This window comes from Gemmatimonadota bacterium (assembly GCA_041390125.1).
Taxonomy (GTDB): domain Bacteria; phylum Gemmatimonadota; class Gemmatimonadetes; order Longimicrobiales; family Gaopeijiaceae; genus JAGQIF01.
Genome location: JAWKQN010000024.1, coordinates 1 through 19,086 on the forward strand (window position 1 = coordinate 1; position 19,086 = coordinate 19,086).

At 71.5% G+C, this 19,086-nt stretch carries 17 protein-coding genes; 7 read left to right on the forward strand and 10 right to left on the reverse strand.

The window, feature by feature from the left end; all coding sequences use genetic code 11:
* Nucleotides 1–67: 67 nt before the first annotated feature.
* The 3 genes from R3E98_19890 to R3E98_19900 are packed head-to-tail and all read right to left on the reverse strand — an operon-like array spanning nucleotide 68 to nucleotide 3,763.
* Nucleotides 68–1,651, reverse strand: coding sequence for a serine hydrolase domain-containing protein (locus tag R3E98_19890; GenBank protein ID MEZ4425666.1), 1,584 nt, complete (start codon nucleotides 1,649–1,651; stop codon nucleotides 68–70).
* Between the two features lie 5 nt (nucleotides 1,652–1,656).
* Nucleotides 1,657–2,607: an aldo/keto reductase gene (locus tag R3E98_19895; GenBank protein ID MEZ4425667.1), complete on the reverse strand. Its 951-nt coding sequence runs from the start codon at nucleotides 2,605–2,607 to the stop codon at nucleotides 1,657–1,659.
* Between the two features lie 28 nt (nucleotides 2,608–2,635).
* Nucleotides 2,636–3,763 carry an epimerase gene (locus R3E98_19900; GenBank protein MEZ4425668.1) on the reverse strand — a complete coding sequence of 376 codons (1,128 nt, stop codon included), beginning with the start codon at nucleotides 3,761–3,763 and terminating at the stop codon, nucleotides 2,636–2,638.
* Between the two features lie 218 nt (nucleotides 3,764–3,981).
* Here R3E98_19900 and R3E98_19905 point away from each other — a divergent pair, with 218 nt between their 5' ends.
* Together R3E98_19905 and R3E98_19910 are read left to right on the forward strand one after the other, a co-directional pair.
* Entirely contained in the window at nucleotides 3,982–5,316 is a 1,335-nt protein-coding gene (locus R3E98_19905) for an MFS transporter (GenBank protein ID MEZ4425669.1), read from the forward strand.
* Between the two features lie 36 nt (nucleotides 5,317–5,352).
* Complete coding sequence (locus R3E98_19910; protein ID MEZ4425670.1) at nucleotides 5,353–6,513, forward strand: NAD-dependent epimerase/dehydratase family protein; 1,161 nt, start codon at nucleotides 5,353–5,355, stop codon at nucleotides 6,511–6,513.
* A 25-nt stretch (nucleotides 6,514–6,538) separates the two neighbouring features.
* Here the strand turns inward: R3E98_19910 and R3E98_19915 are convergent, their stop codons facing one another.
* Entirely contained in the window at nucleotides 6,539–8,908 is a 2,370-nt protein-coding gene (locus R3E98_19915; GenBank protein ID MEZ4425671.1) for a molybdopterin cofactor-binding domain-containing protein, read from the reverse strand.
* Entirely contained in the window at nucleotides 8,905–9,411 is a 507-nt protein-coding gene (locus R3E98_19920) for a (2Fe-2S)-binding protein (protein MEZ4425672.1), read from the reverse strand. The genes R3E98_19915 and R3E98_19920 overlap by 4 nt, the downstream gene beginning before the upstream one ends.
* A gap of 264 nt (nucleotides 9,412–9,675) precedes the next feature.
* On the opposite strand from R3E98_19920, the gene R3E98_19925 reads away from it, so the two are divergent.
* Nucleotides 9,676–9,936, forward strand: a complete 261-nt coding sequence (locus R3E98_19925) for a hypothetical protein (protein ID MEZ4425673.1) — start codon at nucleotides 9,676–9,678, stop codon at nucleotides 9,934–9,936.
* 45 nt (nucleotides 9,937–9,981) lie between these two features.
* On the opposite strand, the gene R3E98_19930 is transcribed toward R3E98_19925, so the two are convergent.
* The 3 genes from R3E98_19930 to R3E98_19940 all read right to left on the reverse strand — a co-directional run bounded on the left by R3E98_19930 (nucleotide 9,982) and on the right by R3E98_19940 (nucleotide 12,143).
* Complete coding sequence (locus R3E98_19930; GenBank protein MEZ4425674.1) at nucleotides 9,982–10,350, reverse strand: hypothetical protein; 369 nt, start codon at nucleotides 10,348–10,350, stop codon at nucleotides 9,982–9,984.
* Nucleotides 10,351–10,468: 118 nt separating this feature from the next.
* Nucleotides 10,469–11,836 (reverse strand): hypothetical protein, encoded by a 1,368-nt coding sequence (locus R3E98_19935; GenBank protein ID MEZ4425675.1) that lies wholly within the window; start codon nucleotides 11,834–11,836, stop codon nucleotides 10,469–10,471.
* A 70-nt stretch (nucleotides 11,837–11,906) separates the two neighbouring features.
* Nucleotides 11,907–12,143, reverse strand: coding sequence for a DUF2164 domain-containing protein (locus tag R3E98_19940; GenBank protein MEZ4425676.1), 237 nt, complete (start codon nucleotides 12,141–12,143; stop codon nucleotides 11,907–11,909).
* A 202-nt stretch (nucleotides 12,144–12,345) separates the two neighbouring features.
* Between R3E98_19940 and R3E98_19945 the strand changes: the two genes are divergently transcribed.
* A complete protein-coding gene (locus R3E98_19945) occupies nucleotides 12,346–12,777 on the forward strand; it encodes a hypothetical protein (protein MEZ4425677.1) in 432 nt (143 codons plus the stop codon).
* Between the two features lie 7 nt (nucleotides 12,778–12,784).
* Here R3E98_19945 and R3E98_19950 read toward each other — a convergent pair whose 3' ends face one another.
* Nucleotides 12,785–13,660: a hypothetical protein gene (locus tag R3E98_19950; protein ID MEZ4425678.1), complete on the reverse strand. Its 876-nt coding sequence runs from the start codon at nucleotides 13,658–13,660 to the stop codon at nucleotides 12,785–12,787.
* A 173-nt stretch (nucleotides 13,661–13,833) separates the two neighbouring features.
* Between R3E98_19950 and R3E98_19955 the strand changes: the two genes are divergently transcribed.
* Both R3E98_19955 and R3E98_19960 read left to right on the forward strand, forming a co-directional pair.
* A complete protein-coding gene (locus R3E98_19955; GenBank protein MEZ4425679.1) occupies nucleotides 13,834–14,151 on the forward strand; it encodes an SMR family transporter in 318 nt (105 codons plus the stop codon).
* 248 nt (nucleotides 14,152–14,399) lie between these two features.
* Nucleotides 14,400–16,058 carry an amidase family protein gene (locus tag R3E98_19960; GenBank protein MEZ4425680.1) on the forward strand — a complete coding sequence of 553 codons (1,659 nt, stop codon included), beginning with the start codon at nucleotides 14,400–14,402 and terminating at the stop codon, nucleotides 16,056–16,058.
* Nucleotides 16,059–16,132: 74 nt separating this feature from the next.
* Here the strand turns inward: R3E98_19960 and R3E98_19965 are convergent, their stop codons facing one another.
* On the reverse strand, nucleotides 16,133–17,350 hold the full coding sequence (locus R3E98_19965) for an FAD-dependent oxidoreductase (GenBank protein MEZ4425681.1): 1,218 nt from the start codon (nucleotides 17,348–17,350) through the stop codon (nucleotides 16,133–16,135).
* A 354-nt stretch (nucleotides 17,351–17,704) separates the two neighbouring features.
* On the opposite strand from R3E98_19965, the gene R3E98_19970 reads away from it, so the two are divergent.
* Nucleotides 17,705–19,012 carry a vanadium-dependent haloperoxidase gene (locus R3E98_19970; GenBank protein ID MEZ4425682.1) on the forward strand — a complete coding sequence of 436 codons (1,308 nt, stop codon included), beginning with the start codon at nucleotides 17,705–17,707 and terminating at the stop codon, nucleotides 19,010–19,012.
* Nucleotides 19,013–19,086: the final 74 nt, after the last annotated feature.

The following is a 19,086-nucleotide window of genomic DNA, read 5'->3' on the forward strand; positions in this document are numbered from 1 at the left end:
GACGGCGGGGCCCGTTCGGGCCCCGGCCCGTCCTGCCCTCACCGCCTCCCGCTCGACGGGGCCAGGCTCAGTACCGGCAGCGCGATCGCTCCAGGGGCCCCGCCTCCCCGACGCGCAGGAACTGCACGAGCGGTGGTGTGGTGGGCGCCAGCGTGATCGACACCGAGAGGGCGCCGCGGGCGCAGGGCAGGGTCCACGAGCCCCGCAGCGCGTTCTCGACCTCGTCGAAGCCCTCGCCGGACTCGCACGGCCCCACCTTCTCCAGCAGGGCTTCGATCTCTGCCCGCCGCCGGTCGGCCGACCGGTCCAGGAAGAGGTTCACGGCGGCCAGTCGCTGTGCCGCCGCATCGTCCCAGTGCAGGACCAGGTCGGTGACCGCGTCGCGCTGCGCCACGAGGGCTTCCGAGGGCGCCGGCATCCTGGGCTCCAGGCCGCCCGTCTCGCGCAGGCGCGCCAGGGCCTGGTCCGCGGGTCCTCCCCAACTCGTGTAGGTGCGGTTGCCGAACGCGAGGACACCCACCCCGTGCTCGGGCAACCAGCGCATCACGGAACCGAAGCCGGGCAGTCCGCCACTGTGCGCCACGACGTGCGCGAACTCGCACGTGGTCGAGATGCCCAGGCCGTAGCCGTAGCCGCCGCTGGACAGTTGCGGAGAGCCGTCCGCGCCGCGGACGATCGCCGCCGGTCGCGGCCGCTGCACCTGCTGCATCTCGCGCAGGGAGGCCCGGCGCAGCGGGCCCGTCTCCGGACCGTCGTGGGGAGGGAAGGCCTCCAGGAACTGCGCCACCCAGACCGAGAGGTCCTGCATGGAAGTGAGCATCCCGCCCATCGAGCCGAACGCGCCATCGGGCAGCTGGGGCTCGAGCTTCCAGCGCTCGTCCTCCCAACGATATCCCTGCGCGATCCGGGAGGGATCGACGTCGCCCGGCTCCAGCGTCGTGGAGCTCAGGCCCAGCGGCTCCAGGACGGCCTCCTGGAGGTAGCGACGGTACGGCATGCCAGAGGCCGCCGTCACGATCCGGCCCAGGATGGCGAAGCCGTAGTTGGAATACTCGTACGCGACGCCCGGCGCATTGGAGAACGGGATGCCCGCGCGCATCATGGCGGACATCTCGTCGTCCGTGACCGCAAGCTGCTGATCTCCCCAGGGGTTGTCCTCGGGGAAGCCCGTCGCGTGGGAGAGCAGATGGCGGATCGTGATCCTGGGTGCGTCGGTCGTGGGATAGTCGAGCCCCGCCAGCTCGGGCACCCAGCGTTCGGCCGGATCGTCCAGGCTCAGGCGTCCCTGGTCGCGCAACGCGAGGATCGCCGCCGCCGTGAAGCTCTTGGTCATCGACGCGATCCGGAACACGGTGGTGGGCTCCACCGGCGCCTGCGTCTCCAGGTCGCGGAAGCCCGTGGTGCCCACGTGCGCGAGCGCACCGTCGATGACGATGCCCCAGATGGCGCCCGGCACGTGCTCGCGCTCCGTGAACTCGCGGAAGATGCGATCGATGTCGGGGAAGGCGGAGGAGAGCTTCTGGACCCGCTCGGGATCCAGGAAGCCGGCGGGAGCCGCCTGCGCGCCGGCCGCGAGGGGCACGACGCCCGCCACGCCTCCGAGGCTGAGCAGGACAGGGAAGGCGCGGCGGGCGAGCGAGCGGATGGCCATGGCGTCTACGCGCTCGGGAGCGACTCCACGAGCTGCACCATCCGCCGCAGGTGGTCCGCGGTGGGCAGACGGCCCGCGCCACCGCCCAGGTTGTCGAGCATGTGCTCGCGGTCGCTGGTGCCGGGCGTGGCCACCGTCACGGCCGGATGCGCAACGACGAACTTGAGCATGAACTGCGCCCAGGAATGCGCGTCGAACTCCGCGGCCCAGTCCGGCAGCGGTCGGTCCCCGATCCGGGCCCACATCCGGCTGCGGCCGAACGGCAGGTAGACCAGGACGCCGATGTTGCGCTCCTGCGCGAGCGGGAGGATGCGCTCCTCCGCCACGCGGTTGTCCACCGCGTAGTCGATGCCGATGAAGTCGAGCGGCTCGCTCCGCATCACCTCCAGCAGGTGATCGTACTGGCGCTCGCTGGTGGTGGTGATCCCGATGTAGCGGATGCGACCCTCCGCCTTCAGCTCCTTGAGGATCCCGAGCTGGGTCGGCGGATCCCCCATGTTGTGCACCTGGATCAGATCGATCACCGGCCGCTGCAGCCGCTCGAACGATCGCTCCACCTGCGCGCGCGCCTCGGCGGGGTCCGCCGAGCCACCCCCGCGGCCCACCACATTCAGCTTGGTGGCCCAGAAGATGTCGTCGGCGATCCCCAGCTCGGCGGCCACCTGACCGGAGACCTCCTCGGAGGCCCCGTAGCTCGGCGCGGTGTCGAAGAGCGTGCCGCCCCCTTCGATGAGGGCCGCCAGCACGCCACGGACCGCCTCGAAGTCCTGCTCCCTCGCCACCTGCGAGAACGTGTTGGCGCCGCCGAGCCCGATCACCGGGATCTCTTCGCCCGTCGAGGGGATGCGCCGCCGGATGGGCGCCTGGGATTGCAGGGCGTCCAACCAACGCGGGTTCAGACCGAGCGCGGTCCCGGCAGCCGCGGTGATCCGCAGCCAATCACGACGAGTGACCATCCAGGCGTCCTCCTTGGGAGAGTGGCGTCTATCGGTTCCGTGCATGCCAGGCGGCGAGCACCTCGGCCTCCCGGGCCGCGGAGATGCCGGCGCGGAAGTCCGCCTGGCGCTCCGGGGGCCGGGACAGGTGGAAGTCCAGCGTGTCCTTGGCCGTCACGGCCAGCGGTCGGAAGGTCAGCCCGGCCTCCACCTCGGGCGTCAGATCGAAGCGCGCAAACCCTTCGTTCCCGGGCGTCGGCGGGCGCCAGACCGGCATGTCCGAATAGGGACGTACCCCGATCTCCGTCAGGAAGTCCGTCGGCACCCACGTGAACGACGTCTCGGCCGTGGTGACCGCCCGGACGCCGTAGAGCAGCTCGGACATCGGGCGCGGGATGCGCGGCCCCACCACGTTGAAGACACCCGCGCGGTTGTCCTCGGCCAGGCGGATGGTCCACTCGGTGAAGTCCCGCACGTCGATGATCTGCACGGGATCGCTGGGATCCCCGGGAGCGAGCACCTCACCCCCCCGGTGGATGCGCGCCGGCCAGTAGGTGAAGCGGTCGGTGTCGTCGTCCGGGCCGATGATGAGCCCCGGCCGCAGGATCGTGGCTCGCCCGGGGAAGGCCTTCATGGCCTCCCGCTCGGATTCGGCCTTGCCCAGCCCGTAGTTCAGCGGCTGTCCGCGCTGGATCCCGGCGGTCTCGTAGGTCCAGGTGGGTGCGTCCGCCGTCATGGGCACACGGCTCACGTCCGCATACGCGGAGCGGGACGACACGTAGAGGTAGAGCCCCACCGAGTCCTTGAGCACCTCGCCGGCCAACCGCACCCAGTTCGGATCCTGGCGGGCGTTGTCGATCACGGCGTCCCAGCGGCGTCCCTTCAAGGATTCGAGGTCGCCGTTGCGATCGCCGATCAGCGTCTCGAGCTGCGGGAACATGTCCGAGCCGGAGCCGCGGTTGAACAGGGTCACGTTGTGGCCGCGCTCGAGCGCGTAGCGGACCTGGTAGGGTCCGATGAATCCGGTCCCCCCCAGGATGAGCAGGTCGATCTTCCGGCGAGGCGGCGCTTGCGCGGGACGGGTCGCGGCTGCGAGCCGGGTGGGCGAGACGCCCAGGCCCAGGGCCGTGCCTGCGGCGGCGGAAAGCTTCAGGAAGTCCTTGCGGGTGGTGCCCATGGGTGGAGCTCCGGACGGAGGTGCGGTGGGCCACCACGATAGCGTGCGGGGCTCCGCCACGCACTCCCGACGACCCGGCCTCCCGGTCCGCGGCGCCGGGGCCTGCACGGGCGCGCCGGGACCTCGAGGACGGCGTCGTCCCGGGTGGATTCCCTGTCGCCGGGTGGGTGCGACACCTATCCTCGGAGCCGAATCCCCAACCCGGAGTCCCGACTCCCATGCAAGATCGCCCCCGGCAGCCCCAGGTCTCGCCCCTCACCCGTCTGCTCCAGCGAGGGGCCACCATCGAGCCCGGGGAGACGGCTTCCGTCGTCACGGCCTTCCTGTTGTTCTTCTGCGTGATGTCCGGGTACTTCGCGGTCCGCCCCGTCCGCGAGACCGTGGGCACCATCCTGGGCGCGGAACGGACGGCCGACCTGTTCGTCGCGACGTGGATCGCCTCGATCGCCATCGTGCCGATCTACGGGTGGCTGTGTGCGCGATTCCGCCGCAGCGTCTTCCTGCCCTGGATCTACGGCTTCGTGGCGCTCGCCCTGGCCACGGTGGGCGTCGTGCTGCGCGGGGCCGGAGACAGCGTGCACGCGGCGCAGTTCTTCTTCGTCTTCATCAGCGTGCTGAACCTGTTCGTCGTCTCCGTCTTCTGGAGCTTCCTGCTCGAGCTGTTCGACGCCGGCCAGACCAAGCGGCTCTTCGGCGTGATCGCTGCGGGGGGCACGGCGGGTGCGCTCGTCGGCCCTCTGCTCACCAGCATCATCGTGGTGCAGGTCGGCAACGCCGGTATCCTCTTCCTCGGCGCGGCGCTCTTCGGCGGCGCGATCGTCTGCCAACGCCTCCTCATCCGCATCTGGGAGCAGAGCGACAGCGCCACCGGTCCGGACGGCGCGCCGCGCGACGCACCCCTGGGGGGCAATCCCTTCGCGGGCTTCAGCCTCATCCTGAAGTCCCCGTACCTCATGGGGATCGCGCTGTTCGTGGTGTTCGGCGCAACGGCCAACACCTTCCTCTACTTCGCGCAGCTCCGCATCGTCTCCGACACGTTCGCCGATCCGGCCATCCGTACGCGGGTCTTCGGGCAACTCGATTTCACCGTCCAGAGTCTCACGTTCATCGCGCAGATCGTCTTCACGGGTCGCATCGCTTCGAAGTTCGGGATCGGGGCCCTGCTGACCGCGGTCCCGTTGGCCGTGGCCACGGGCTTCCTCTTCCTGTCCGGAGCGCAGAGCTTCGCGATCCTGGCGGCGGTGATGATCACGCGTCGCGTGGGGGAGTACTCCTTCGTGCGCCCCGGCCGCGAGATGCTCTTCAGCCGGGTGGACACGGAGACCAAGTACAAGGCCAAGAACGCCATCGACGTGCCGGTCTACCGCGGGGGAGACGCGCTCGTGGCCCAGGTGGACTCGGCGCTCAGCGGCGCGGGGATGGCGCCCACGGGCATCGCCCTGTTCGGCGCGGGCGCGGCGGTGGCCTGGGCCGTCAATGGGCTCCTGCTGGGGCGGGCCAAGCGGGACGTGGAGGCGCGGGCGCGCGCGGAGACCGCGGGTGCCGCGACCTAGCGGAGCACGACGACGGGACGATCGCACAGGGAGGGGATGACGATGGGACGCAGTCGCAGGGAGTTCATCCGTACGTCGGCGCTGGCCGCGGGTGCGGCGGGTGTGGGACTGCCGCTGGGGGCGGCCGGGCTCGCGCCGAGCTCCGCCGTCCTCCCGGCGCAACAGGCGCCGCGTCCGCTCCGCCTGCTGATCCTGGGCGGGACCGGCTTCACGGGCCCCCACCAGGTCCGTTACGCGGTCGAGCGGGGCCACACCGTCACGGTCTTCAACCGCGGACGTCGTCAGACGGACCTGCCCGACGCGGTGGAGCACCTGGTCGGGGACCGCAATGGGGATCTCGAGTCCCTCAAGGGCCGCGCGTGGGACGTGGTGATCGACAACCCCACCACACTCCCTCAATGGGTGCGCCTCGCGGGCGAGCTGCTCAAGGACGCGTGCGACCAGTACGTGTTCATCAGCACCATCTCCGTCTACGCCGACACGAGCCGCCCCGGCATGGACGAGACCACACCCGTCCTGACCTACGACGGCGAAGCGGACCCCTTCACCGTGCCGGTCGAGGAGTCGTTGCGCTGGTACGGAGCGCTGAAGGCGCTCTCCGAGCGCGAGGCCGCGTACTGGTTCCCCGGCCGGGCCACGATCATCCGACCCGGCCTGATCGTGGGCCCCGGAGACGAGTCGGACCGCTTCACGTACTGGCCCGCCCGGATCTCCCGCGGTGGGGAGGTCCTGGCGCCGGGAACGCCCGCGGACCCGACGCAGGTGATCGACGCACGGGATCTGGCCGAGTGGACGATCCGCATGGCGGAGAACGGCACCGTCGGCGTGTTCAATGGCACCGGTCCCGAGCAGCCCCGCCCGATCGGCCGCATGCTGGAGGGCATCCGCGATGCCATCGACGCGGACGCGCGCTTCACCTTCGTGCCGCAGGACTTCCTGCAGGAGCACGGTGTGCGGGGGTGGGTGGACATGCCGGTGTGGGTGGCCTCGACGCCCGAGAGCGCGGGGTTCATGCGCGTCAGCGTGGAGCGCGCGGGCGCGGCAGGCCTCACATATCGTCCCCTGTCGGAGACGGCGCGCGACACGCTCGCCTACTACCGGTCCCGCTCCGCCGAACGCAACGCCCAGATGCGCGCCGGCCTGCCGCCGGAGCGGGAGCGGGAGGTGCTGTCGGCCTGGCACGCCCGCGGCCGCTGAGAGCGGGACCCGACCGGGCGGCGGCTCAGAGCCCGGCGGCCTCCAGCGCGCGCTTGACCCGCTCCGGGCGGAGCGGCAGACGACGCAGACGGACTCCGGTGGCGTCGAAGATCGCGTTGGCCACGGCCGCGGGCACGGGTCGATGCGAGGGCTCCCCCGCGCCGTAGGCCGGCAGGTCCGGTCGGTCCGGATCCGGATCCCCGTTGACCAGCACGATGTCGATGCGCTCCGGTGCGTCCTCGTGCCGTAGCGTCGGATGCGTGCGCCAATCCACGCTCTTCACCATCTCCGTGTCGAACTGCACCTCCTCGTACAAGGTCCGGCTGAGCCCGTGCAGCAGGTTGCCCTGGATGGCGTTGCGGACCCCGTCCGGGTTGACCACGAGCCCGCAGTCGTGGGCACACACCATGCGCTTCACCTGGACGCGTCCGGTCTCGCGGTCCACGTCCACCTCGGCGATCTCCGCCACGACCGTGCGCGCGCGATGCGCGTATGCGATCCCGCGCCCCGTGAGGATGCGGCCGCTGCCGATCGGCTGCGGCGAGGTCCGAGGCTCCCACCCGAAGGCCTCGGCCGCGGCCTCGATGACGGCGATCGCCCGCGTGCGCAGGTGTGCGCCTCCCTCCTCCGTGCCGGCGCGCAGGAGCTCGAGCCGGAAGTCCACCGGATCGCGACGCGCGGCGTGCGCGAGCTCGTCGATGAAGGACTCCGACGCGAACGTGATCTGCGGTCCATCCGGATCCCTCAGATTGCCGGTCCTGAGCGGGGTCTCGAACGCGAGGGGGAACCGCACGACGAGCGTCTCCTGCCGTCGGTGTGGGATGTGGTACATCTCGTCCGGCGGTGAGGCGCCGCCCGCGGAGGGCCGCTCCGGCCGGATGCCCATCAACTGCGCGATCAGGACCGTCGAGGCCTCGTTGTAGCCCAGGTGGGCGTAGTCCGCGGTGCGCGCATGATAGTCGAGCGCCACGAGCCTGCCTTGCGCGTCGAGACCGCCGCGCAGCGTGAACGCGAACGCCGGGCCCTTGGTGTCCCAGGCGGTCTCCTCGTCCCGCATCCACTGGACGCGGACCGGTCGTCCGAGCTCGTGCGCCAGGAACGCCGCTTCGAACCCGGCATCGTCGGCGGCCGTGCGCCCGTAGAGCTGGGGGCCCTCCATCCAGATCACGCGCACGTTCTCCCTCGGCATCCCGAGGAACTCGGCCACCCCGGTGCGCAGGCTGTAGGGCTTCATGTCGTTGGTGTACAGCGTCATCTGCCCGTCCGACGGGTCGGCCAGCCCGTGGGCGGGACCGATGGCGGTGTGCCCCTGGAACGGCACGTCGTACTCGGCCTCCACCCGGGTCGCCGCTGCCGCGAGCGCACCGTCCGGATCGCCGACCACCCGGGCCGGTCGCCCCGGCTCGGGGGTCGTGCTGCGCAGGTAGTCGAAGAGCTCCTCGGAGGCGGGGAAGGGCGCGCGCTCCGGCTTCTCCCAGGTGGCCTGCAGGAGGCGCGCGGCCTCGATGGCCTGCTCCTCCCGCTCGCACACCACCGCCAGGTAGTTCGCGCGCCGCACGACGCGCACGAGCCCGGGCAGGTCGGCCACCGAGGACTCGTCCACGTCCACCAGGGTGGCGCCCGCGAAAGGCGGTCGCACGTGGCGCGCGTGCACCATGCCCGGAAGGCGCACGTCCACGGCCCACTCGAGCGAGCCATCCACCTTGGCCGGGATGTCGTAGCGCGGGATCGACTGGCCGGTCAGCTCCAGGGCCTGCACGGGCTTGAGCGTGGCCTGGCCTGCCGTCTCGTTGACGTTGTCGCCCTGGAGCGCGATGTCGAACCGGCGCCCGCCGATCAACTCGCCGTACGTCACCGCGCGCGCAGGTTCGCGCTCGACGCGGACGACCCCGTGCCGAACCGCGAGCGCATCCACCGGCACACCCAACCGCTCCGACGCCAGCTCCAGCAGCACGCGTCGCGCTTCGGCGGCGACACGGCGCGCGGGCGTGGCGTCGCGCTCGACCGCATCCGATCCGCCGGAGCCTCCCTGGTCCACGGTCAGATCCGTGCGTCCCATCACCAGCGTGGAGCGTTCGAAGGCGAGGTCGAGCTCGTCGCACATCAGCTGCCGGAACGCCGTTCCGGTGCCCTGTCCACCGTCTGTCTTCCCGACGTAGAACGTGGCGGACCCGTCCTCGTGGACGACCAGCCACGAATCCAGTTGGCGGAAGTCGGGGTCGGGGTAGGGTCCGGCGGTCCCCGCCCGGTCCGATCCGGGCCTGAGCAGCGGGCCGCCACTGAAGCTCAGGACGAACAGTCCCGAGGTCTTCAGGAAGTCACGGCGCGAGGTGGTGCCGCGCCACGGGTCCAGCGCCCGCGCGAGCGCGTTCGGGCTCCAGCCCTGCGGGCTCATGGCCGCACCTCCGCGTCGGCCGGGCCGGGCGCGGAGCCGTCCGCGGCCAGGGCCGCCGCGGCGCGCTTCACCGCGGCCTGGATCCGGTAGTAGGTCATGCAGCGACACAGCACGCCGTTCATGCCGCGGCGGATGTCCTCGTCCGTGGGTGCGGGGTTGCGGTCGAGCAGGGCCTTGGCGGTCAGGATCTGCCCGTTCTGGCAGAAGCCGCACTGCGGCACCTGCTCGTCGACCCAGGCCTGCTGGACCGGGTGCAGTCGTCCATCCTGCGCCAGACCCTCCAGGGTCGTGACCTCACCCCGCACGGATGACACCGCGCGACTGCAGGATCGCACCGGACGCCCGTCCACCAGGACCGTGCAGGTGCCACACTGGCCGAGCCCGCAGCCGAAGCGGGGGCCGCGCAGCTCCAGGTCGTTGCGGAGCACGTAGAGCAGCGGGGTGGCGGGGTCGACGTCCACGGTGCGTCGCCGACCGTTCACCGTGAGCGTGATCTCGCTCATACGCGCCTCCTCCTGCACGGGATGGGGGGCCTCGCGGGGTGGATCCCCAAGGTAGGCGCGGTGGGTGCCCCGGGACAGCGCCCGGCCGGGCCGCTGCTCCATTCCGGGAGGCTCGGCTGCAGACCCGACCGCGTCCCTAGCAGGATCCGCTTAGGCAGGATTCCGCTACACGCCAGGCGCCCCGGACTGATAGCATCGTGTCGCCGGATCGCACTTCTTCAAACTGCCCACGGCGCCCCTCCCCCGAGGGCGCGGAGCGCCGCGATGGTCATGCGTCCCGTACGAGGTCCTCGGGTCCAGGGAATCGCAGACGGGTACTACGTCGCCCGTCTGGACGAGGAAGCCTTGGAGCTCCCTGCACGTCTGCACCAGGGAACGCTGTTGGTCCAGGGGGAGCGCAGCGCCGCTTCCATCCAGATCCGCCGGCTCACCGCCGATCATTGGCACGGGTTGCGGATCCGCGACCGCGAGGTGAGCGGCGAGCATCCGCGGATCGTCACCCTCTTCCGGGTGGAGAACGCCTGAGGGCGGCCCGATACGACCGAACTCCGGTCACGGATGCCCCCGGGCTCAGCCTGCTCCGAGGTGGGCGGAGTCGAAGACGTGCTCCGTGGCCGGTCCCAGGGGTTGTTGGTTGGGGTCGATCCCGCTGATCTCCAGGACCTGGGCCTTGAACCATCGGTCGAACTCCTGTTCCGACGCCGAGTAGCGGTCGGCAACCTCCAGCACACCGGGAGCGGCGGGACCGAGCTCGGTCACGGCGATGATCCAGGTTCTCCCGTCGTCCTCCTGCAGGTGCCAGGTCTCGCGGGCCACGCCGAACCGGCTGTAGAAGTCCGTCATCTCGACCGCTCGCTCCCGCACGGCGGCGATGAGCTCCTCCAGCACCTGGCGCTTCCCCGGTAGAACGGGAAACGCGCGTACGATTCTCTCTTCCACAGGATCTGCTCCTCGTCCGGGGGTGTGCGGATAAGATAGCGGACGGCGAATGATCCTGCTTCGGCGGCGGCACGCGGCCGCGCCCGCGCCCCGGGGCGCCAACACGAAGTCGGTCGTCTCACGCGCGCGGCGCCAGCGCCCGGAGCGTCATGTCCCAGCGGCGAGGGGCGTCGCGCGGATCGTACACGATGAGCGGAGCGCCGTGGGCGCCGAGGCGGTGGGGCACGGAGGCAAAGCGCATCAGCTCGTGCGCGACCTGCGCGGTGGCGCCGGGAGGCGGTGCGATCTCCTCGCCCGCCTCCCCGAGCAGCACCGTGGACAGCGACGGCCGACGCTCGGTGGAGCCCATCGATTGCACCACGGAGGCGACCACGGCGTTCCTCAGGAAGTTGCAGCCGAAGGAGAGGGGGGAGTACGCCGTGGCGGTGGGACGCACCAGCTCGAACAGGTCGCGCAGGGCCGGGTGGTGCTCGCGGAGCAGCGTCCGGACCTCCTCGTGCTCGGCGGCGTGGTCGACGAGCACGGCTGGAACCGCGCCGGTGAAGGCCCACGGATCGGCCGAGAGGGCGCCCAGCAGGGCCAGTGCCGTGCGCGAGCGCTGCCCGGGACCCCAGTCGGCTTCGGGGCGCTGCACGAGCGCCCGGAGCGGAGGCAGCACCGAGAACTGGAGCCAGGGATAGTCGATGTCGTTGTCGTCCCGCATGCGGCCCACATCCCGACCGTACATGAAGCGGAAGCCCCACCGCAGGTGGCTCCCCATGATGGCGGCGCACGGGATGGCCGTTCGCAACTGGTGCTCGGGATCCAGGGTGCGCACGCGCTCGAGGAGTGCCACGTACCCTTCGAGCTCGGGGTGGTAGTAGGAGGCGGCGGTCAGCAGCAGGGACTCGGCGTCGTCCATCACACGATGGCCGCTTCCCTGCGGGCCCTGCAGGTCTCTCACCAGACGCGTGATCGCATCCAGGGCGGCGTTGGGGTCCTCCGCGTCCCAGGCGCGCACGGCGAGCAGGGACAGAACCAACAGGAAGTAGTGGTCCAGCAGCAGGGAGAGCACGTGGCGCTCGGGTGCTCCGGGCATGCCCTGCTCCGCGCAGTAGCCGGCCAGCAGCACCGGCGCGATCTCCTGGGGTCGACGCTGGGCGGCGAAGTCCCAGACGTGCAGCAGGTGGAGTCCCTCGGAGCGGCAACTCCGGTCGAGGGCGTGCACGAGGCCCCGGAGCAGGAGTGGGGGCCCGCTCGTCGGGAATCGATGCTCGCGCATGGCACGCGCCAGACGCTCGATCGAGTCCACGAGGCCCGCCCGGCTGGTGACCGCGTCCAGGATCTCGCGGCGGGTCGAGCCGCGGAGCACCTCGGCGAGAAGCGCGTGGGCTTCCGCCGGATCGACGGTGGAGGTGGCGCGGGTCAAGGCCCTCAGCGGTGGGATCGGGGGGGCGGTGGTGCGGGGATCGCTACCCACCTCGCGGAGCGAGCGCGGATCCGACATCGGATCATGAAGCTATCCTGGTCCGGAGCGGCCCGCCAACCGCGGGGTGCCGTGTGTGCAGGGACCGCCGCTAGAGACCGTCCGGCTCGTGCACCTCGCCGTCCAGGTCGTCCAGACGCTGCTGCAGGTAGCGACGCGCGTCCTGGACGCCCTGGTTGTAGATCTGCGGACCCAGCGCCGCGGTCAGGAAGTCCAGCAGGCTATCCGCCCGGAAGGCGCTCAGCTCCATCTCGAACTCCTCCAGGAAGAAGCCCTGCAGGCGCTGGACGAGATGGCGGCGGCGGTCGTCGTCGATCCGGAGAGGCACGGTGGACTCCACAGGAGGGGGCGAGGGCTACGGAGGGGTAGGTCGGGGCTCCGGGCGGGGCAAGTGCGTGGGTCCACCCCCACAGGCGCACACCGCCGGTGTTGCGGTGCCTGTCTGCGGTGGAGATCCTGGTCTGGCGGCGGAGGTTCGCGCCGCGCGGCCACCCTGCGGCCTTCGACCGGGCCCCGACACGAGACGTGCGATGCAGCCCTGCTCCCGGGACTCCCGCGGCTCCTTCGATCCCCCGCGCCGGTGCCGGGCGGGCGGCCTCGTAGCGCTCGCCCTCTGCCTGCCGTTCGGCGCTTCCGCCGCGGCGGGCCAGGAGATCCTCGCCGTCCGCGCCTGCACCGGGGTGGGGGAGGCGTCCGGCATCTCCGGGCTGCTCCAGCTCGAGCGCTGGATCACGTCCGCGCCGTTCCGCTACTACGGGCGGTTCCAGGACGCGGCCGGCAACCTCCACGAGCTGGAGGTCCGCACCGGGGACACCGGGGGTGGCGTGGGGTCGGTCTGGACGAACGGCATGCGTCACCGTGAGACCCACGTGCACCTGGCGGTGGCGGCGGATACGGCGTTCGTGCTCCGTAGCGAAGACGGCGCGGTGGTGTCCTATCGCTGTACCCGACCGCCCGGTTGAGCTGCCGTCACCGAGATCGCATCCGCTGCATGCCTTCGAGGTCCACCCGGAAGGTGTAGAAGCCGTTGGTCACGCGTGCGGCCTCCATGCCGTCGGCCGCCAGCCCCCGCATGAGCTGCACGTCCGAGATGCTCAACGTCGGGCTACCGAGCGCATGCTTCCCCGCGTTCTTCTGCAGGGTGTGGTTGTGGAGGGCGTAGCGCCAGCGCCATCCCAGGCTGCGGAGGGAATCCACGACGTCGAACCCGTAGACGGTCTTGGGTGGATACATCTGGTCGGAGGCGCCGAAGACCAGGCCCACCTCGGCGCCGTCCGTGCCGTTCGCCCGCTCCAGCACCGAGACCAGGAACTCGGTCGGCGTCTCGAGTTGGGAGAACCGGGCGTTCTGGACGGAGAAGGCCAGGGCGTCCAGGCACGTGATCGGCTCGATCGCGCCGACGGCGCCCGACTGTGCCAGGTCATGGTTCCGGCGCTCGTCCGCCCACGCGGCAGCCTCGGCGTCGTCGCGCGGTGTGGGCTCGTCCGCCACCGGGCGGCGGACGTCACCGCCGTCCGCCCGTACCGCGGCCCGGTAGGCGAGCAGGCCCGGGTCCTGCGGAAGCACCGCCTCGTCGAAGACCGGGCGGGCCGGAACCGTCCAGAGCAGCAGGATCGTCCCGCCCTCCCGCAGGAGGGTGTCGGGCGGTGCGGCCAGCGCACAGCGGGGGTCCACGGGGTCCGGCGCCACGGCCGCCGAGGCATCCCCGGCCGCAGCGGACGGCCGGTCCGCCCCACAGCCTGGAGCGAGCAGGACGACGAGGGTCGTCAGGGTGGTCTTCAGGATGCGCGCGTGTGCCTCCCGCCGCCGGGGGCGACCGGCTCCGGATCCTGCGGGTCTCCCCATCCTCCCTCCCTCCGGCTTGCGGGCTTCGAGCCGCGTGGCTGTGTCTCTACCCTACGCGGGGCGGGACGGCCGGTGTCGGCCGGACCCGCCCGGTGACCAGTTCGGCTCCGATCCGACGCCATCACGAGGTAGAAGGCCGCGCACCGTGGCGCGGTCCAAGTCTGGAAGGCACGATGTTCCTGTACACGACGCTGCTCGCAGCCATCTGCTTCAGCGTGGCCGGCTACTTCATGAAGGTCTCGGCGGGCCTCACGGAAGGGATTCCCACGGCCGTGATGTTCTTGCTGGTCTTCCTCGGCGCCGGCTTCCAGGCGCTCGCCATGCGCCACACCGGGATGACCGTCACCTACGTGATGGTGCTGGGGGTGGAGGCGGTCGCCGCGATGGCGCTCGGCGGTCTGCTGCTCGGAGAGCGACCCACCCTCGCCCACCTCGCGGGCACCGGGCTCGTCCTGCTGGGTGTGCTGGTCCTGCACGCGTCCAGCGTCTGACGGCACAACAACCCCGGGGGATCCAGGCCCGCGCGAGGGCGGACCCCGGGGGCAGTACCCTCCCGCCAGGGTCCGTTCCGGGACCGCTCGGGCAGAGTGGCGGGTCCCTCCGCCGCATTCGTGCGGGCCGCCGCGACGCCAAGTCCCCCTTGCTGGCATCCCGCCTCCGTCCCGCCCATCTTGGCGGCTTCGCGAAGGAGGCCGGCGGCCATCGCCGGCCGTCTCCCGCACGACCAGGCGAACGACCCATGACCTTCCGCACCGCCCGTCCCCTGCCGCTCCTCCTCCTGGCCGTCGTGACGGCCTGTACGGCGTCCCCCGAGCCTCGGGAGCCCTTCGACGTCGTGGAGGCGACCATCCCGGAGATGCAGCAGGCCATGGAGGAGGGACGGGTCACCTCCCGCGAGCTGGTGGAGGCCTATCTGCTGCGGATCGCCCTGTACGAGGAGCGCATCAACGCGGTGATCAACGTCAACCCGCGCGCGCTCGAAGAGGCGGACCGGTTGGATGCGGAGCGGGCTGCCGGGAGGGTGCGCGGACCGCTGCATGGGATCCCGGTCGCCCTGAAGGACAACGTCCACACGACGGACATCCCGACGACGGGCGGGGCGCTCGCATTCGAAGGCTACCTGCCGCCGTACGACGCCACCCTCACCACCAACCTGCGTGAGGCCGGGGCCGTGATCCTCGCCAAGACGGTGATGACGGAGCTGGCGAACTTCATCGCCAACGGCATGCCCGGGAACTACTCGGCCGTGGGTGGCTACGGGCTGAATCCCTACGACCCGCGTCGGGATCCGCGCGAAGGCCGCAACGATGGCCGTCCGGTCATGAACACGGGAGGCTCCAGCTCGGGGATCGGCACCGCCGCCAACTTCTGGGCCGGCAACGTCGGTACGGAGACGTCGGGCTCGATCCTGTCTCCGTCCAACGCCAACATGCTCGTCGGCATCAAGCCCACGATCGGCCGCATCAGCCGCTGGGGTGTGATCCCCATCACCGGAGACCAGGATACCGCCGGCCCGATGACCCGGAACGTCACCGACGCCGCGATCCTCCTGGGTGCGCTGGAGGGCAGGCAACCCGATCCCAACGACCCCACCACCACGCGCTGCGAGCCGCCGCCGAACGGAGACTACACGCAGTTCCTCGATGCGAACGCGCTGCAGGGGGCGCGCATCGGCATCCCGCGCGCGATGTATTGGGATTCAGCGCAGGCGCCCGGCTCCGAGACGTGGCGCGGTGGGTTGACCGGGGAGCGGCGTACCGCGATGGAGGAGGTCATCGCCATCCTGCGGGAGCGGGGCGCGGAGATCGTCGATCCCGCCGACATCCCGAGCGTCGTGGATCCCGATCCCGCCAACAACCTTATGCTCGCGGGCCGCAGCAGCGTGCTGCACTACGGGATGAAGCGGGACTTCAACGCCTGGCTGGCGTCCCTCGGGGAGTCGGCGCCCGTCAAGACGCTCACCGAGCTCCGGGAGTGGAACCTCGCCCACGAGCGGGCCGGGGCCATCAAGTACGGCCAGGCCAACCTGGATCAATCGGACGATCTGGATCTGGAGAGCGACCGCGCCTCCTACGAGGAGGATCGGGCGCGGGACCTGCGCCTGAACGGCGAGCACGGCATCGACGAGGTGATGACGGGCATGGAGCTCGACGCGCTGCTGTTCCCGGGATCGGGGGGTGCGGGCATCTCGGCACGGCCCGGCTATCCCACGGTGATCGTGCCGTTCGCGCTCGTGCCGGTGGACGACGAGGACTTCCCCGCGGGCTTCGATCCACAGCCCGCGCCCTATGGGGTCAGCTTCGCCGGGATGGCGTGCAGCGAGCCGCGGTTGATCGCGCTGGCGTACGCGTTCGAGCAGGCCACGAAGCGCAGGGTGCCGCCGCCCGGAATGCCGTAGGCGTCCGCGGAGGACCTGGCCCCGCGCGCGATGTCGACGCGCGCGAGCGCACTCCCGCGCGTGCATATGTCCGCCTACTCCCGGGGGAAGGCGAACAGATCCGTATCCGCGTCCGGCTCCTCGGTGATGAGGCCCCGCAGGATCTGTGCGCCCATCATCGAGAACGTGATGCCGTTTCCGCCGTAGCCCATCAGGGCGTAACAGCGCGGTGAGCCGGGTACGGCGCCGATGTGCGGCAGACCGGAGGCGGTCTCGCCGAAGCTGGCCGTCCAGGCGTGCGCGGCCCGGCTCTGGATTCCCGGGATCAACTGCGTGACCCGCCGTTCGAGTGTCGCCGTCTTCTCCGGCAACAGCGCGTCGCGCGCATCCTCGTCTTCGAAGGGCTCGTCCTCACCGCCCGCGATGATCGAGCCGCCCGGTCCGCTGCGCAGGTACAGATAGGGATCCGACGCTTCCCAGATCAGCGCCCTCCGACCGGGCCCCTTCCATGTGCCGGGCCCCGTCGCGATGACCCAGGTCGACACGATGCGGTGACCTGCGGCCGGCACGCGGTCCGGGAACTCGTATCCGGTCGCCCAGACGAGATGGCGGGCGGTAAGCGTGGGGCCCTCTGCCGTGTGCGCGATCACACGGTCGCGCTCGGGCTCGACGCGCACGACGTCCACGGGCCACTGGAACCGCGCGCCGCGGCGCGCCGCCTGGTCCAGAAGGCCCAGCGCGAGACGGCGGGGGTCCGCGACCAGGCCCCCGTGTCCCCAGAGCGCGGCCCGCGGGGCGATGCCGAAGCGAGCGGCCACGTCTGCCGCGGTCAGCCAGGCGCACTCGAACCCGGCTGCTCGCCGGGCGCGACCCTCCGCAGCCAACCCGCCGGCATCCAGCAGGTCGCCTTCCAGGTAGAGGGTGGAGCGACGATGGACGTCGGCGCGCAGCCCCAGCCGACGGATGCGGTCCTCGAGGGCCGCCAGGGCCAGTCGCGACCGGCGCCAGGCGCGCAGCGCGGCCTCCTCCCCCAGCGCGCGCGCCATCCGGTGGAGCGGCGTGTCCAGCGCGTAGAGCAGCAGGGACGTCGAGGCCAGCGTGGACCCGAGCGCGGGACCCCGCCGATCCACCACCGTGACCCGCAGGCCGGCTTCCGCGAGCAGGTCGGCCGTGAGCGCACCGGAGATGCCCGCTCCGACCACCAGGACATCGGTGCGGGCGTCGCGGGCCAGCGGCGTGGTGGGAAGCGCGACGTGAGGACCCGCGGCCCAGAGCGGGACGCCGGTGTGCAGATCACGGGCTTCGGTGGCCAAATGGGGCCTCGGAACGGACGTGCGGTGGGTGGAGGTGCGGCCGCGGGAGGGGGGAAGCGACGCGTCCGCCTGTACCCGGGGGCGGGGGACGCGGATCCCGACGCCGCACCGCGCCGCCCCGCCGGTCCGCGCGGGATCCGCGACGGACCGATCCGCCGCGGTGCTCTTTCGCGCCACTCCAGACGAGGGCCGCGCCGGCGGGACCCCGAGGGGTGCCGTGCGAGGGCCGTGCGAGGTGAGGCCGGATGGTCCATGCGACCGCCCGACGATGACCCGACGGGCGCCGCGCGACGCTTTCGAAGCGGGGACCGCTGCTCTCCGATGGAGCCCGGGTCATGCCACACGGAGGATCCGATGAATCGAATCTGCGCTCTCTGTCTCGCGCTCGCGCTGGGCGCGTGCCGACCCGTGCCACCGCAGATACGCGCCCCCCATCCGGCCGACGTCGTGGTGTCGTGGAACGAGCGCCTCCTGGAGATCGCCGAGGCGGAGGATGGCTTCTTCACGCTGAAGGGCGTGCGCACGGCCGCGATGATGCATCTGGCGATGCACGACGCCTTGAACGCCGTCGAGCCGCGCTTCGGGACCTTCTCCCCGGTGGCCTCGTCGTCCACCGCGGACCCGGTCGCGGCCGCGTCCGAGGCCGCCTACGCCGTCGTCGTGTCGCAGTATCCGGATCGCCGGCAGGTCCTCGACGACGAGCGGGCGCGGTGGACCCCCGCGGACGCCGACGTCGGGAACGCGGCGTCCGACCTCGGGAGCCGCGTCGCGGCCGCGGTCGTCGAGACGCGGAACGGCGACGGCTGGGACGCGGAGACGGCCTACGAGTGGCATCCGATGGGCCCGGGGGTCTACGCGCAGTTCAGCGAGCACAGCGGAACCCCGGAAGGGTTCGTGTTCGGCGCCGGTTGGGCCGCCGTCCGGCCGTTCCTCCTGGAGCGCGGGGACCAGTTCCGTTCACCGCCGCCACCGGAGATCCGAAGCGAGGCCTACACCCGGGCGTTCGTCGAGGTCAAGGATGTGGGTGCGGCCGTGAGCACGAACCGCACGGCGGATCAGACCCACTTCGCGCTGTGGTGGAAGGAGTTCGTGGAGAAGTCGCACAATCGCCTGGCCCGGGAGCTGGTGACGGCGGAGTCGCTGGACCTCTGGGAGGCCGCCCGCCTCTTCGCGCTGCTCAACGTCAGCGTGTTCGACGGGTACGTCGCCTCCTTCGACTCCAAGTTCTTCTACAATCACTGGCGTCCCTATACTGCCATCCGCTGGGCCGAGCACGACGGCAATCCCGATACCGAAGCGGACGCGACCTGGACCAACCTGCACGACCACACCTATGCCTTTCCGTCCTATCCGTCGGCACACGGCACGGTGTGCGGAGCCGCGATGACGGTGTTGGCCAGCGTGTTCGGGGAGGAGCGCCCGTTCGACATGACCATCCGGGCGGTGGACCGCTCCGGGCCCGGCTCGGGGCTGGTGGAGATGGATCCGCCGACGCGCCACTTCGAGCGCTTCGCGCAGGCCGCCGACGAGTGCGCGCTCTCGCGCGTCTATCTGGGCATCCACTTCCGGTACGACTCCGAAGCCGGCACTGCGCTGGGCAGGGACGTCGGGGGACTGGCCGCGGCGGCCCTGCCGCCGAGGCAGGCACCGGGGGAGCGGTAGAGGGGCGTGGTGGGGCGCCTCCCTGGGGCGCCCGACGTCCGTCCGGAGGGGGCCAGGGGGCGTCGGGTCGATGC